The 13,997-nt window shown below is 34.0% G+C and carries 15 protein-coding genes and 1 pseudogene; 5 read left to right on the forward strand and 11 right to left on the reverse strand.

Annotated elements, in window-relative coordinates; translation table 11 throughout:
* The gene (locus H3U97_RS08110; protein ID WP_198198676.1) at window positions 1-1,971 is read left to right on the forward strand and encodes a MacB family efflux pump subunit; all 1,971 of its coding nucleotides are present in this window, start codon (window positions 1-3) and stop codon (window positions 1,969-1,971) included.
* 90 nt (window positions 1,972-2,061) lie between these two features.
* Here H3U97_RS08110 and H3U97_RS08115 read toward each other — a convergent pair whose 3' ends face one another.
* Together H3U97_RS08115 and H3U97_RS08120 are read right to left on the reverse strand one after the other, a co-directional pair.
* A complete protein-coding gene (locus H3U97_RS08115; protein ID WP_065577950.1) occupies window positions 2,062-2,802 on the reverse strand; it encodes a DsbA family protein in 741 nt (246 codons plus the stop codon).
* A gap of 14 nt (window positions 2,803-2,816) precedes the next feature.
* Window positions 2,817-3,086 (reverse strand): YihD family protein, encoded by a 270-nt coding sequence (locus tag H3U97_RS08120; protein WP_065577951.1) that lies wholly within the window; start codon window positions 3,084-3,086, stop codon window positions 2,817-2,819.
* A 238-nt stretch (window positions 3,087-3,324) separates the two neighbouring features.
* Between H3U97_RS08120 and mobA the strand changes: the two genes are divergently transcribed.
* Window positions 3,325-3,918 (forward strand): molybdenum cofactor guanylyltransferase MobA, encoded by a 594-nt coding sequence (gene mobA / locus H3U97_RS08125; RefSeq protein ID WP_065577952.1) that lies wholly within the window; start codon window positions 3,325-3,327, stop codon window positions 3,916-3,918.
* A 323-nt stretch (window positions 3,919-4,241) separates the two neighbouring features.
* Here mobA and H3U97_RS08130 read toward each other — a convergent pair whose 3' ends face one another.
* Window positions 4,242-5,276: a low specificity L-threonine aldolase gene (locus tag H3U97_RS08130; RefSeq protein WP_198198677.1), complete on the reverse strand. Its 1,035-nt coding sequence runs from the start codon at window positions 5,274-5,276 to the stop codon at window positions 4,242-4,244.
* Window positions 5,277-5,349: 73 nt separating this feature from the next.
* Between H3U97_RS08130 and mobB the strand changes: the two genes are divergently transcribed.
* Together mobB and mtgA are read left to right on the forward strand one after the other, a co-directional pair.
* Window positions 5,350-5,844, forward strand: a complete 495-nt coding sequence (gene mobB / locus H3U97_RS08135) for a molybdopterin-guanine dinucleotide biosynthesis protein B (RefSeq protein WP_198198678.1) — start codon at window positions 5,350-5,352, stop codon at window positions 5,842-5,844.
* Window positions 5,845-5,924: 80 nt separating this feature from the next.
* A complete protein-coding gene (gene mtgA / locus H3U97_RS08140; protein ID WP_065614780.1) occupies window positions 5,925-6,617 on the forward strand; it encodes a monofunctional biosynthetic peptidoglycan transglycosylase in 693 nt (230 codons plus the stop codon).
* Window positions 6,618-6,626: 9 nt separating this feature from the next.
* On the opposite strand, the gene cobB is transcribed toward mtgA, so the two are convergent.
* Window positions 6,627-7,313: a Sir2 family NAD+-dependent deacetylase gene (cobB, locus tag H3U97_RS08145; RefSeq protein WP_198198679.1), complete on the reverse strand. Its 687-nt coding sequence runs from the start codon at window positions 7,311-7,313 to the stop codon at window positions 6,627-6,629.
* 52 nt (window positions 7,314-7,365) lie between these two features.
* A complete protein-coding gene (locus H3U97_RS08150; protein ID WP_081298807.1) occupies window positions 7,366-8,133 on the reverse strand; it encodes a hypothetical protein in 768 nt (255 codons plus the stop codon).
* Window positions 8,134-8,357: 224 nt separating this feature from the next.
* Here H3U97_RS08150 and H3U97_RS08155 point away from each other — a divergent pair, with 224 nt between their 5' ends.
* The gene (locus H3U97_RS08155) at window positions 8,358-9,047 is read left to right on the forward strand and encodes an aspartate/glutamate racemase family protein (RefSeq protein ID WP_065577957.1); all 690 of its coding nucleotides are present in this window, start codon (window positions 8,358-8,360) and stop codon (window positions 9,045-9,047) included.
* Here H3U97_RS08155 and H3U97_RS08160 read toward each other — a convergent pair.
* The 6 genes and pseudogenes from H3U97_RS08160 to H3U97_RS08185 form a co-directional block, all read right to left on the reverse strand.
* Window positions 9,033-9,332 (reverse strand): hypothetical protein, encoded by a 300-nt coding sequence (locus H3U97_RS08160; RefSeq protein WP_065577958.1) that lies wholly within the window; start codon window positions 9,330-9,332, stop codon window positions 9,033-9,035. The two genes, H3U97_RS08155 and H3U97_RS08160, sit on opposite strands and share 15 nt — an antisense overlap.
* 203 nt (window positions 9,333-9,535) lie before the next feature.
* Window positions 9,536-10,396, reverse strand: a complete 861-nt coding sequence (gene rpoH, locus H3U97_RS08165; protein ID WP_065577959.1) for an RNA polymerase sigma factor RpoH — start codon at window positions 10,394-10,396, stop codon at window positions 9,536-9,538.
* A 162-nt stretch (window positions 10,397-10,558) separates the two neighbouring features.
* The gene (gene ftsX, locus H3U97_RS08170) at window positions 10,559-11,536 is read right to left on the reverse strand and encodes a permease-like cell division protein FtsX (RefSeq protein WP_198198680.1); all 978 of its coding nucleotides are present in this window, start codon (window positions 11,534-11,536) and stop codon (window positions 10,559-10,561) included.
* A complete protein-coding gene (gene ftsE / locus H3U97_RS08175; RefSeq protein WP_065577961.1) occupies window positions 11,536-12,195 on the reverse strand; it encodes a cell division ATP-binding protein FtsE in 660 nt (219 codons plus the stop codon). Before ftsE ends, ftsX begins: the two co-directional genes overlap by 1 nt.
* 9 nt (window positions 12,196-12,204) lie before the next feature.
* Window positions 12,205-13,128 (reverse strand): annotated as a pseudogene (gene ftsY / locus H3U97_RS08180) (signal recognition particle-docking protein FtsY); the annotation flags it as partial.
* A 162-nt stretch (window positions 13,129-13,290) separates the two neighbouring features.
* On the reverse strand, window positions 13,291-13,857 hold the full coding sequence (locus H3U97_RS08185) for a pseudouridine synthase (RefSeq protein WP_198198682.1): 567 nt from the start codon (window positions 13,855-13,857) through the stop codon (window positions 13,291-13,293).
* Between the last annotated feature and the right edge of the window lie 140 nt (window positions 13,858-13,997).

Below are 13,997 nucleotides of genomic sequence, written 5' to 3' on the forward strand. Positions count from 1 at the left end.
ATGACCAACAATAATACTCCATTAATAAAACTTGAGAATATTATTCGTGAATTTCCGGCTGGAGATTCTACGATACAAGTCCTAAAAAGCATCAACTTAACCATTAATGCCGGAGAAATGGTTGCCATTATAGGGGCCTCTGGTTCTGGTAAATCGACTTTAATGAATATTCTTGGTTGTCTTGATAAGCCAACTGAGGGAATTTATTCCATTGGTGGCCGAACAACGAGTCAATTATCGCCGGATGAATTAGCTGAGTTACGCCGTGAACATTTTGGCTTTATCTTTCAACGTTATCATTTATTAAATGCCTTAACCGCACAAGGTAATGTGGAAATACCGGCAATTTATGCTGGTGTGACCAATGAACAACGGCAAAGCCGTGCCACCAACATTTTATCTCGTTTAGGCCTTGCCGATAAAATAAATAATAAACCCAATCAATTATCCGGTGGCCAGCAACAACGAGTAAGTATTGGACGGGCATTAATCAATGGCGGGCAAATTATATTAGCCGATGAACCAACTGGCGCACTCGATCGTAAAAGTGGTTTAGAAGTCATGGCTATTTTACGAGAGTTGCATCAACAAGGGCATACTGTCATTATCGTTACCCATGACCCCAATATTGCCCAAAGTGCCGAAAGAATTATTGAAATTAGTGATGGCAATATTATTTCCGATTCAATTAATCCTAATTATTGCTCTGAACAAGCTAATAATCGACAAGTTAAGCAAATCGAAATAACCAAAACTCAAGATAATTTTTCAGCTAAATATTACCGTTTTCGCGATGCGTTTAAAATGGCAATATTATCCATGTTGTCACAACGATTACGAACTTTCTTGACTATGTTGGGTATTATCATTGGTATTGCTTCAGTGGTCTCTATGGTTGCTTTAGGGGAAGGAACAAAGCAGAAAATACTCTCTAATATTAATTCATTAGGCACCAGTACTTTAGAAATTTATGCCGGCAGCGGTATTGGTGATCGCAATGCTGATAAAATTACTACACTAAGATCATCGGATGCTGATTTTCTAGCTCAACAAAGTTTTGTTCATAGTACCACGCCTAACCTTTCTACTAGCGTCTATTTTCGTATTGATAATTTAGCGGTTACTGGGACAGTTAATGGTGTCGGCGAGCAATTTTTTGCCGTACGTGGCTATACAATCAGTAAAGGTATTGCCTTCGATGAAACAGCGGTAAGCACTTCTGCACAAGAGGCGGTAATTGATGAAAATACCGTTAAAAGATTATTTAGCGATCAAGATCCAATAGGTAAAATTCTCATGGTTGGTCAATTACCGGTTAGAATCATTGGGGTTGCGACCAAACAACAACAAGGATTTGGTAATAATGAAAGCCTTAATATATGGTTACCTTACACGACGGTAATTAATCGTATGGTTGGGCAAACATCATTAAAAAGTATTACTGTTCGAATAAATGATAATGTTGATTTAAATGTTGCCGAACAAGCGATTAATAAAATTATGTTGCAACGTCATGGTAGTAAAGATTTCTTTATCTTTAATTCAGACAGTGTAAGAGAAACCGTTAATTCTTCTGCTTGGGTATTAACTTTGCTGAGCTCAACTATCGCATTAATTTCTTTGATTGTTGGTGGTATTGGGGTAATGAATATTATGCTGGTATCAGTAACCGAAAGAACTCGGGAAATTGGTGTCCGTATGGCAGTTGGGGCACGTTCTAGTGATATTTTGCAACAATTCCTAATTGAAGCTGTGTTAGTGTGTTTAATTGGTGGAACATTAGGTATCGTTCTATCATTTATTATCGGTTTTGTTTTTAATTATTTTGTTACCTCATTTGCCATGAGTTTTTCTATCATTTCGATTATCGCAGCGTTTAGTTGCTCAACCATGATAGGTATTATTTTTGGCTATGTTCCGGCAAAACGAGCTGCAAAACTTGATCCAATTTATGCGTTAGAAAGAGAATAGAAACTTTTTGCTAAAATAAAATCCCTTTGTCGTAATACCAACAAAGGGATTTTGATATTTTTAGAAAACCGTAAAAACATTAAGTGATAATTATTTGGCTTGCTCTTGACTTTCAGCCTTATCTTTTTCTACGTCTACATTCGGATCTAAATCAACTAAATAAGCAGTTACTCTTGCATAGTCTTTGATATAATCAGTACTATTACTGGCATTAAGACCACGTGAGTTGACAAAAAACTTGCGATTAACCACTACCATTGGAATTGATTCTGGGCTTAATTGTTTAATTGAATCAGTTTGTTGTGCCATAAAAGCTTTAACTAAAAAACTTTTTTGGGTTTTCTCAAACTTTTCAGCATCAACACCTAAACTGGCAAAAACAGCTTTAATATCATCGACAGTTTTTATACTACGATCGGTTTGCACTGCTTTATATAGCGCATCAGAGGCTTTATCTTCAATACCTAAAACATTAGCAATAGCCCATGCCTCAGCAAGCTCTTTAGCTAAAGGACCAAAGTTTTCCAAATGGTAACGTCTAAATTTTGCATCTTTAGGCAAAGCCTTAGCAATCATTTCTGGCGTATGATATTCACTTTCAAACTTGAAACAGCTAGGGCAATTGAATGAAAAGAATTCAACAACTTCTTTATCCGGAGATGGCTGAAATGGCAAAACACCATATTGTTTGCCACTTTCAATCGGTGCTGGCTGTGTAGCAGCACTTGCCGTAGCTGGCTGAGTATCATTTTTACTAGTTGCTGGTGCTTCATCAGCAAAACTGGTCATAGAGGTTAGTAATACTCCAATTGCAATAAGCGTTTTTTTCATTTAATTGATTCTCCTTATTCTTCAATAATTCCGCGTGCCTTTAATAATGCGGTTTTAAAATCATCTTCATAATCTTTTTTTAATCCAGGTATAGCTTCGTTTTTATCTGAATTACGCATTTTTAAATGATAAATTAAAACTTCATCACTAAGATCTTTAAGATCACCATCAAAACCAGCTTCCTTTCCTAATTTATCTAAAAGTTGCAATAAATTAAGATCTGAATCGTTTTCCCAAGCTGGTTGTAATAATTCTATTAACTCATCAATACGATGACATTTCATAATAAATACCTTATTTAATATTCAACTAAGTTGAAGACGATGATATAAACCTTTATGTTAATCTTCTTCGTTACTATCTATATATTAAAAAGTATCTATTATATACTCGACTTTAAATTTAAATAGTGCATTTACAAAGATTCATAACCTAGTGATATATGTTATTTGCGACTAAAAAATAACTTTGCTATATAGTAATGCTATTTTGTTTTTTAGCAATGTAAAAGAGAAAGAATTTATGGAAAAACCGCCAATTACTGGCATTATTTTAGCTGGTGGCCAAAGTAACCGTATGAATGGTAAGGATAAAGGCTTGATGTTATTAGCTGGTAAACCTCTTTACCAATATGTCATTGATCGAATTAAGCCACAAGTCGATTTGCTAATGATTAATTGTAACCGTCATGTTGAGCAATATCGTTCGCTTGGTTATCCAGTATTTTGTGATGATTTGCAGGGATTTCTAGGGCCTCTTGCCGGAATTTATAGTGGCTTATTACGCAGTCCCACTACTTGGAATTTATTTGTTAGTTGTGATACCCCTTTTTTACCCGATGATCTCATCACTCGTTTAGCAAAACTCACTACAACCCATCAAGCTATCTATCCTTTTGATGGCAAAAATGACCACCCAACCATTTTATTAATTAATAAATCCATCGCCCCACAATTAAAAAAATATTTAGAAGAAGGCGATCGCAAACTGATGTTATTTTTACAACAAATTAATGCCGTGGCCGTAGATTTTAGCGACAATCCAGCCAGTTTTACCAATATTAATACATTAGATATGCTGGAAAACGCCAATTTTATGATCAAAGCAAATAACTAAATCATTCAAACAACTATATCAAGTAACCAATCGGTAATTTTAAACAATAAAAAACCCCTTTCCTCAAAATTAATATTTTGTTTAGTTCCATATTATTGTTCATTAGTATTTTTAATACAGTTAGTTGATTTGCTGATCACAAACTTAGTTCACATCTAAACACATTTTCTATTCTGTTGAATTTTTAATCTATTTATATTAAATCACAGCATAACAAAAAAGGGATTTTTAGCTATTTAACAGCTTCAAATCCCCTTTCCTTAGATGTTTTTATTTCTCAATTTAGATAACAACAAAGCTAAACTTACCGATAAAAAAGCGCCCTATTCGTTTTTAAGCAGCTTAGCTAACTGATTAGCAAAGTTTTCTATTTCAACTTCTTGAGTTGACCATGAGGTACAAAAACGTAAGCAAATATGTTCTGGATCACTTTGCCCTAAATTATCCACTTCATAAACAGAAAGAATTTTTTGCGCTAATTGATTAGGTAACAGAACAAATAGTTGGTTAGTTTGTGGTTTAGCAGCAAAAGTAAATCCAGCTTTTTCAAATAGGGTTGTGAGTTTTTCAGCCATACTATTACTATGTTTACCTAAGGAAATATAGAGGTCATCTTGCATCAATGCTTTAAATTGTACGGCTATAATCCAACTTTTCGCTAAAATTGCTCCTTTCTGTTTCATATTAAAGCGGAAGTCATGATTAATGCTATGATTATTAAATACTAACGCTTCACCGGCAAAAGCACCAACTTTGGTACCACCGATATAAAATGCATCAGTATATTTGGCTAAGTCAGGAAAAGTAATATCATTATCTTTAGCTGCCAATGCCATTGCTAAACGCGCACCATCTAAATAAAGGTAAAGATGATTTTTTTGACAAAATTGATACAGATTTTGTAACTCTTGCTTGCTATATATAGTCCCTAATTCGGTAGTATTAGAAATATACACCAGTTTTGGTTGTACCATATGTTCATCACAATGATAATCTAACACTGGTTTGATTAATTCTGGCGTTAATTTTCCATCTTTGGTTTTAACCGTCACCACTTTATGCCCGGTTGCCTCAATTGCGCCAGTTTCATGCACATTGATATGCCCTGTTTCAGCAGCGATCACCGCTTGATAAGGTTTTAAAATATGCGAAATTACCGTCAAATTGGTCATGGTTCCACCGGCCATAAAATGGATATCAGCATTCGGTGATTTTAATATTTCTCTTATGTGATTGATGGCATCATTACAACAATCATCTAAACCATAACCACTCAACTTTTTATTATTAATATCGATAAATTCTTTTAATAAATCAGGGTGCACTGTTTGATTATAATCATTTAAAAAATCATACATACCATTGCCTTTAATCTTGTATAAAATAATGTAATATCTACTTTTAAATATAACATGTTAGTGGCAAGAGTCTATGAATAGTAAAAAAATTATTGGCATATCTGGATATAGTGGGTGTGGTAAAACCACATTGCTAAAAAAGATTATTCAGTTAATGGTTTCACAAAATATTAAGGTAGGTTCATTAAAACATGCCCATCATGATATTGAATTAGATATCCCAGGTAAAGATAGCTATGAGCTACGCAAAGCTGGGGCGCAGCAAACGATTATTGCTTGTGATAAACGTTATGCATTGATTGAGGAAACACCCAATAACCCCGTTGACTTAAAAACACTTATTAACCATTTTAGCGATGTTGATATCATATTAGTTGAAGGATTCAAAGATGAGCAAATTCCCAAAATCATGTGCCATCGTAATACAATCGCAAAACCACTATTTATTGATGATTTTACTATCGCCGTTGCCAGTGATGAGCAATTAAATACATCTGTACCTGTATTAGATATTAATGAGCCAGAACAAATAGTTAACTTTATAAATAATTATTTATTTAACGATTAATATAACCTATCTTACTTGACGACTTTTGTATTAGAATACTGTTTACTCAACCATTTTTAATTAGTGGTATCTGGACTAATATGAAACTCACATTAAGGAAAACGTTAAGCATAATAACAAAAATCGTGATTGGATTTATGCTAGTTTCGGTTTTTATTATTTTATTAATGCGCTGGGTTAATCCGTTTGGTTCGATGTTAATGGTTGAAAGAAAGATCGCTCATTGGAATATCACTCAGCAACGCACCTGGAAAGATTGGGATCAGATTTCAGATAATATTAAAATTGCAGTTATTGCCGCCGAAGATCAAAATTTTGCCGATCATTGGGGTTTTGATTTTAAAGCCATTAATCGGGCACTAATTTATAATCAAAAAAATAGAAAAATCCGTGGTGCTAGTACCATAACGCAGCAAGTAGCAAAAAATATTTTTCTATGGCCATCGCGAAGTTGGATCCGTAAAGGTATTGAATCATGGTTTACCGTTTGGATTGAGCTTATCTGGTCAAAACAACGTACACTCGAAATTTATTTAAATAGTGTGGAATGGGGTGAAGGTATTTTTGGTATTGAAGCTGCTTCTCGACACTATTTTAACGTCAGTGCTAGTCAATTAACACCGTATCAAGCTAGTTTATTAGCGGCTACACTACCAAATCCAAGAAAATGGAGTCCGGCCAATCCTGATGATAAGATACAAAAAAAGGCCGAATGGATCCGCGGGCAAATGAGTAATTTAGGTGGTAAAAGTTATCTAAAACAGCTTAACTAATATATTTCCTTACATAAAATTTTTAATATATTCAGGTACTACTTGACTGGCAGGACCGTAAATTTTAGTCTTAAATAAGTTTTCACCTAAACTAGGTTCTAAGTTAAGTTCTACCGTTTTAACGCCAAATTGATTAGCCATTTGCACAAAACCAGCGGCTGGATAAACATTTCCTGAAGTACCAATTGAAATAAAATAATCAGCTTTCGACAGCGCATCATAGATTTCATCCATTTGTAGTGGCATTTCACCGAACCAAACAATGTGTGGACGAATTAAGTGGTTATCTTGATAAATTACATCATCATAACAAGCAAAAACTTGCCCTGTTTTTTCATTACGCACTTTTAATAATTCACCATGCATGTGGATGATATTTTTGGAACCGGCTTTTTCATGAAGGTTATCCACATTTTGTGTAACAATTAGTACATTATCCGTGCCTAATTTCTGTTCTAATTGTGCTAAGGCAAAATGAGCCGTATTGGGTTTCACCTCAGGATTTTGTAACTTACTACGTAACATATTATAAAAACTATGTACAGCAATCGGATCACGCAAATAACCTTCGTAAGTAGCAACATCATCCACATTATGCCCTTCCCATAATCCATTTTGGGCACGGAATGTTGATAATCCTGATTCAGCAGAGATACCTGCACCAGTTAAAATGACTATTTTCGGTATTTGCAACATATTTATTGGCCTTTTATTAATAAGTTGAATTATCTACTGTCGTTAAACACGATTATTGACTATATTCTGTCGTAAATATATGTAACGCTGGCTTAGTTAATTTTTGATATTGACTGTAAGCTGTTGCTACTTTAAGCCTTATTACATCTTTTGCTTCACCATCCAACCAACTACTAATCATAGCATGAATACTATAAGCTTCAGGAGCCATACGGTGCAAAGTTAAAATAAGAGGAGTAATACCTAATCGAGATAATGGCGGAGTAAAATATTTCTGACTTTTACAAGCAAATACGGCTGCATAGCGTGATTTTTGTTTTTCTTGTTCTGCTTTTGACAAGGTATACCAACGCCAACTATCGGGTAAATAATTACGCCATGACCACTCCATTAATGCATCATGACCAACATAAACCACTAAATTGGCTTTAGCTCCAGCCTCAATTTTGGTTTTATTGATTAAAAATGATGCTGACTGTTTTCCTGCTGAGTAACTAATAAAATCATCTACTGTATCATTGATATATTTACCATCATATGCCTGAGCAATAAGGTAGACATCCTTGCTTTGATGTTTATAAATTATCTCCTCTAATATCTTGCCATTATTAGGTTTATTAACTTGAATAACTTGCCACTCTTTTTGTTTAGCAAAATACGTTTTAAAACCAAAAGCAGCGCCCCAATAAAGATTATTGCTTGGATCTTGGCCATTACCAATTGCTGCAGGTACTGGAGCGATAGCCTGATATTTATTATCACATAATGCCACCAGCACATGGATCACTTTGGGTTCAGCCAAACATGAAAATGATAACATTAGCAATCCAAATGAGAGAAATGCAAAATACTTTTTATATTTTTTCATTGATAGTGATTATCCATTTATCAACCAACGGCTACAATGCGTTTTTTATAACTTATTCACAACAATATTTTGATAGTTAATGATATTTTATTCTAATTCACTATCTTTACATACTAATAATTATAATTAATAATCAATTATTACTAGTAACGAGACAATATTATGGAGTATTAGAAATGAAAACAATTGGATTAATTGGTGGCATGAGTTGGGAAAGTACCGTTACTTATTATCAAGTGATTAATCAATTTATTGGCAAATCCCTTGGTGGATTACATTCAGCTAAAACTCTGTTATATAGTGTCGATTTTCAAGAAATAGAAAGCTGCCAAGCAAATAATGAATGGGATAAAAGCGCAATTATTTTAACTGATGCAGCTAAAAGATTAGAATTAGCCGGTGCTGACTTTGTTATTATTTGTACTAATACGATGCATAAGGTTGCAGACCAAATTCAAAAAGCAATTACAATTCCTATCATTCATATTGCTGACGTGACCGCCAAACATTTGATCAAAGATAAAATAAAATCAGTTGCATTACTTGGTACCAAATACACCATGGAGCAAGACTTTTATAAATCAAAATTAATTGAAAAAGGTTTAAATGTTTTAATTCCTGATGAACAAGATAGAATCATCATCAACGATATTATTTATGATGAACTTTGTCTTGGGCAAATTAAACCAGAATCTAAGCAAGCTTATCTCAATATTATAGATAAACTCGTTAAGCAAGGCGCTGAAGGGGTAATTTTAGGCTGTACTGAAATTGGTTTATTAATATCCCAACAAGATTACGCCATTCCTTTCTTTGATACAGCCCTATTACATGCTCAAGAAGCTGCATGGTTAGCGATTCATTGATCGCAAAGCAGTATAGGCAGAATTACACTCTCTCTTAGTTGATTCGGGATTTTTTTCTATCAATTGTTTGAAATGATTTATAGTATTTTCCAATGATTCTTCAGGATCAGCTGGGAGTTTAGATGATAATTGTAATTCGTGAACTAATTTTAGATAGCGATCACATTCAATAACACCAGTATCAATGGATACATCAGAAGGTGTATTTTTAGCATTATCATTACAAGCAACTAAACTAACAGCAATTAGACTAAGTAAAATAACTCTTAGCAAATTATTTAACATTTTTATCCCTCTTATAAAAGCTAACTTCTTGGTGATTATCTATTTAATCTTAAATTATAGTGTATATAAAGAGTTTAAATATAACTATTTTATTCAACTAGTTATTTTAATTCTTAACTTATTTATAAACTAATTTAAATTCAGCATATAAAAAAGCCCCACTTTAACTAAAGTAGGGCTTATTTATTATTAATAAAAATCAATTATGCTTCTATAGCCACTCGTAGTTTTTTCATGGCATTTTTTTCAAGTTGACGAATACGTTCAGCAGAAACGCTATATTTATCGGCCAACACTTGCAATGTTGATTTACTGTCATCGGCATCTAACCACCGTGCTTTGATAATATCTTGGCTACGTTCGTCTAATTGAGACAAGGCATCATGTAACTTGTCAGTTGCCTCATTTTCCCAATTATCGTTTTCGATTGATTTTGAAAAATCAGAATTACCATCTTCTAAATAAAGCGCTGGTGCGACAATTGAATTATCATCGTCATCATTATCAATATCAAATGACATATCTTGCGCTGACATACGTGATTCCATCTCTAAGACGTCTTTACGACTTACACCTAGTTCATCAGCAACCATATCGACTTCAGCGCTATTAAACCAACCTAAACGTTGTTTATTCTTTCTTAAATTAAAGAATAATTTTCTTTGTGCTTTGGTTGTAGCAACTTTAACAATACGCCAATTTTTTAGTACATATTCATGAATTTCAGCTTTTATCCAATGTACTGCAAATGATACTAAACGTACACCCATTTCAGGATTGAAACGACGTACAGCTTTCATTAAACCAATATTACCTTCTTGAATCAAATCGGCTTGTGGTAGACCATAACCAGAATAACCACGCGCAATATGCGCAACAAAACGCAAATGAGACAAAATCAATTGTCTTGCTGCATCCACATCATCATGATAATAAAGGCGTTCACCTAAAGACTTCTCTTCCTCTGCAGTTAGCATCGGATAAGTATTTATCATACGAAGATATGATTCAATATTTCCTTGTGGGATTAAAGCACCTGCTTGCATTTTTAAATCAGTACTCATTTAATTCCCCCTTAAATTAAACTAATTTTGCTACATTTTACATTAGTAACAATTTAAAATCTTTCTATAAACTTAGACCACCAAAATGTGATTTAGTTCACATTTTTATCATTATATTTGCAGTAAAGCTGCTTATAAAAATCGTAAATAATTAATCTACAATTATGAAGCTATTACCGTTTTATTCAAATACTTTTTAGTGGCAATAAATGCTGAAAACCAGCCAATAATCATCGAAAATAAAACAATTAACAAACTTTCTTCCCATGAAAGTCCATTTATATTAATAATTGTTCCAAAAACATCTGATACATGCAACATGGTTGAATCTATTTGAAGAATAAATACTTTCGATAGAATCAATGCCAAAATCGCACTAATCAATCCAGTAAAAATACCATTATATAAAAATGGTCGTAAAATAAAGCCTTCAGTCGCACCAATCAATTGCATAACAATAATTGTTTGCCTACGGGCAAATATATTTAACCGAATACTATTACCAATAACCAGTGATACTGCAATAACCATAAAAATTGATATTGTCCACACTATCGATTTTACCATATTGGTCAATGCGGTTAATCGAGTAAACCAGCTATCATCAAGTTGCACATCATCAACACCCTCTATTGTTTTTAACTGTGTTTGCAGATCATGTAATTTATCGGTAGATTTGGCTTCTTCTATTGGAAAAACAATAGCAACTGCTGGTAATGGATTTTCATCGAGTAGGTCTAGAGCATCATCAAATCCAGACCAAGTTTTAAACTCTTCTCGTGTATCTTCGCGAGAAAGATAAGTTACATTTTCAACTTCAGCAATAGCCTTAAATTTATCAATTAAATCATTAGTTTGTTCCGAATTTAAAGTTTTATTAATATAAACTGTTAAATTGGGCGTCGGATACCACTGTTCCGCCGCTTGATTGGCGTTCTTCAATAATAAATAGCCTATAGTCGGCAAAGTAATTGATATAGCAATAACCAAAATTGTCAGCAAAGAAGCAAATATATTTTGATAAAAATAGTTAAACACATTATGCCATGCGTAGCTGATCTGCCTTTGCCAGCGGCCCAAAAAGCTATTGTTGTTGGTTTTGTTTTTTTGTTTAGATGGTTTAACCTTCGCATTTATCATCAACTTTTAACCTCTAAACGTCCTTGATTTAAATTTAGTATTCGATGATGTTTTCGACGTATCAATCCCATGTTATGGGTCGCCATTAACACAGTTACACCAGCTTGGTTAAACTCTTCAAATAATTTCAAAATATCTTTTGAGAGTTTGTCATCTAAATTACCAGTTGGTTCATCAGCAAGTAAAACCGTAGGTCGATTGACGATTGCTCGAGCTATCCCTACTCGTTGCTGTTCACCGCCAGATAGCTGTATTGGGTAAAATTTCATTTTATCAATCAAACCAACTTTATCTAATGCCGCAGAAACTCGTCTTTTAATTTCTTCAACAGGTTTACCTAAGATAATTAATGGAAAAGCAACATTATCATAAACAGTATGATCGAGTAATAGTTGATGATCTTGGAAAATCATACCAATGGTACGGCGCAGAAAAGGCATTTGATTTTTTTTCAAACTGGAAACATCAACACCATTCAGTAATACCTTGCCGTCATTAGCTTTTTCTAATCCACAAATCAAACGCATTAGTGTACTTTTACCCGCGCCGGAGTGACCGGTTAAAAAGGCCATTTCTCCTTGCGCTAAAGTAAATGTTATATTTTGTAAAGCTGGTTTACCACCCGAATAAACTTTACTAACACGTTGAAATTGGATCATGAGTTATCTCTATTCTTCCGTTTCGTCAAATAGGGCATTAATAAAATCATCAGCAATAAAAGGTCTTAAATCTTCAATTTTTTCACCTACGCCGATATAGCGGATCGGAATATTAAATTGATCAGCTATGCTAAATATAATGCCACCTTTTGCGGTACCATCTAACTTGGTTAATGTCATCCCTGTTACGCCAACCGCTTCATTAAACAGCTTTGTTTGGCTAATTGCATTTTGTCCTGTCCCAGCATCTATAGTTAACATAATTTCATGCGGTGCTGTTTCATCTTGCTTTTTAATTACTCTGACTATTTTTTTCAATTCGTCCATTAAATGAGATTTATTTTGTAAACGGCCAGCAGTATCAGCAATTAAAACATCGATATTTTTTGCTTTTGCAGCCTGAATAGCATCGAAGATTACCGATGCTGAGTCAGCATTAATATGCTGAGCAATGACAGGGATGTTATTACGTTCACCCCAGACTTGCAATTGTTCAACCGCGGCAGCACGAAAGGTATCGCCAGCGGCAAGCATCACTGATTTGCCTTGTTGTTGAAATTGACGGGCTAATTTACCAATGGTTGTCGTTTTCCCAACACCATTGACACCAACCATTAAGATAACAAAAGGTTTATGACTTTCTATATTAAGTGGTTGCTGAGCACCATCTAAAATAGATTTCATTTCATTTTTTAATAGATCATGTAATGCATCCGCATCTTTTAATTCTTTTCTTGACGCTTGTTGTGTTAACGAGCTAATCAATCTTTGTGTGGTATCGAAACCGACATCAGCAATGATCAACTGTTCTTCTAATTCTTCAAACAACTCATCATCGATCTTTTTGCCTTTAAATAAGCTTAGAAAACCAGATCCAATATTTTGTTTAGTTTTAAAAAGACCTTTCTTTAAACGAGAAAAAAAACCTTCTTTCTTTTGTTCAACCATAAATAATCTATCCTACGATCAATATTAATGATCATTTTATCTTATTTTACAATAAAGCCCAAAGGATTCGATCAAAGAGAATCATATAATTGATCCTTTTGATCTTTCAAAAAATATAATTCTTTTAGAATTGTCTGTTAAATGTGGTTAGCGGAGATAAAGATCACCAGTAGCAACCGATCGCCATTCGCCTAAAGGTAACTGATGAGTGAATAAATTATATTTGCCAATCTGAACACGAATTAAGCGTAAACAAGGGAATCCAACCGCAGCACACATTCTTCTAACCTGTCGATTTTTTCCTTCTGTTATGGTAATACTTATCCATGAAGTAGGAATAGTTTTGCGTTCTCTAATAGGGGGTATTCGTTGCCATAAATTAGTCGGCTCTGCAAGTGATGTCACGATTGCTGGAGCAGTATAAAACTCTTTCAATTGCACACCACTAGTTAATTTATCTATGGCTTGTCGATTTATTAATCCTTCTACCTGCACCCAATAAGTTTTAGGTAATTTAAATTTTGGTGAGCTAATTTTTGCTTGTAACTTACCGTCATTAGTAAGCAGCAATAAACCTTCACTATCGGTGTCTAAACGACCAGCAGGGTAAAAACCAGGTAAAGATATATAATCTTTTAATGTTTGATATTTTTCATGTGCAGAAAATTGTGTCACAACATTAAACGGTTTATTAAAAGCGATTAATGAACTCATCTCACCCTCAGAAGAATTTTTAACTATTCTTAGAATGCAAAAAAGCCCAGCATTACTGCTGGGCTCGTATATTTAAAAGTCTGGCGGCACCCTACTCTCACATGGGTAATACCCACACTACCATCGGCACTACGGCGTTT

It is taken from the genome of Gilliamella sp. W8128 (assembly GCF_016100545.1).
In the GTDB taxonomy this organism is placed as follows: Bacteria; Pseudomonadota; Gammaproteobacteria; order Enterobacterales; family Orbaceae; genus Gilliamella; species Gilliamella apis.

What these genes read in the sequence shown, in the direction of transcription:
- H3U97_RS08110 (WP_198198676.1), top strand. Translation starts at nt 1, where the DNA reads ATGACCAACAATAATACTCCATTAATAAAACTTGAGAATATTATTCGT.
- H3U97_RS08115 (WP_065577950.1), bottom strand. Translation starts at nt 2,802, where the DNA reads ATGAAAAAAACGCTTATTGCAATTGGAGTATTACTAACCTCTATGACC.
- H3U97_RS08120 (WP_065577951.1), bottom strand. Translation starts at nt 3,086, where the DNA reads ATGAAATGTCATCGTATTGATGAGTTAATAGAATTATTACAACCAGCT.
- mobA (WP_065577952.1), top strand. Translation starts at nt 3,325, where the DNA reads ATGGAAAAACCGCCAATTACTGGCATTATTTTAGCTGGTGGCCAAAGT.
- H3U97_RS08130 (WP_198198677.1), bottom strand. Translation starts at nt 5,276, where the DNA reads ATGTATGATTTTTTAAATGATTATAATCAAACAGTGCACCCTGATTTA.
- mobB (WP_198198678.1), top strand. Translation starts at nt 5,350, where the DNA reads ATGAATAGTAAAAAAATTATTGGCATATCTGGATATAGTGGGTGTGGT.
- mtgA (WP_065614780.1), top strand. Translation starts at nt 5,925, where the DNA reads ATGAAACTCACATTAAGGAAAACGTTAAGCATAATAACAAAAATCGTG.
- cobB (WP_198198679.1), bottom strand. Translation starts at nt 7,313, where the DNA reads ATGTTGCAAATACCGAAAATAGTCATTTTAACTGGTGCAGGTATCTCT.
- H3U97_RS08150 (WP_081298807.1), bottom strand. Translation starts at nt 8,133, where the DNA reads ATGTTATCATTTTCATGTTTGGCTGAACCCAAAGTGATCCATGTGCTG.
- H3U97_RS08155 (WP_065577957.1), top strand. Translation starts at nt 8,358, where the DNA reads ATGAAAACAATTGGATTAATTGGTGGCATGAGTTGGGAAAGTACCGTT.
- H3U97_RS08160 (WP_065577958.1), bottom strand. Translation starts at nt 9,332, where the DNA reads ATGTTAAATAATTTGCTAAGAGTTATTTTACTTAGTCTAATTGCTGTT.
- rpoH (WP_065577959.1), bottom strand. Translation starts at nt 10,396, where the DNA reads ATGAGTACTGATTTAAAAATGCAAGCAGGTGCTTTAATCCCACAAGGA.
- ftsX (WP_198198680.1), bottom strand. Translation starts at nt 11,536, where the DNA reads ATGATAAATGCGAAGGTTAAACCATCTAAACAAAAAAACAAAACCAAC.
- ftsE (WP_065577961.1), bottom strand. Translation starts at nt 12,195, where the DNA reads ATGATCCAATTTCAACGTGTTAGTAAAGTTTATTCGGGTGGTAAACCA.
- H3U97_RS08185 (WP_198198682.1), bottom strand. Translation starts at nt 13,857, where the DNA reads ATGAGTTCATTAATCGCTTTTAATAAACCGTTTAATGTTGTGACACAA.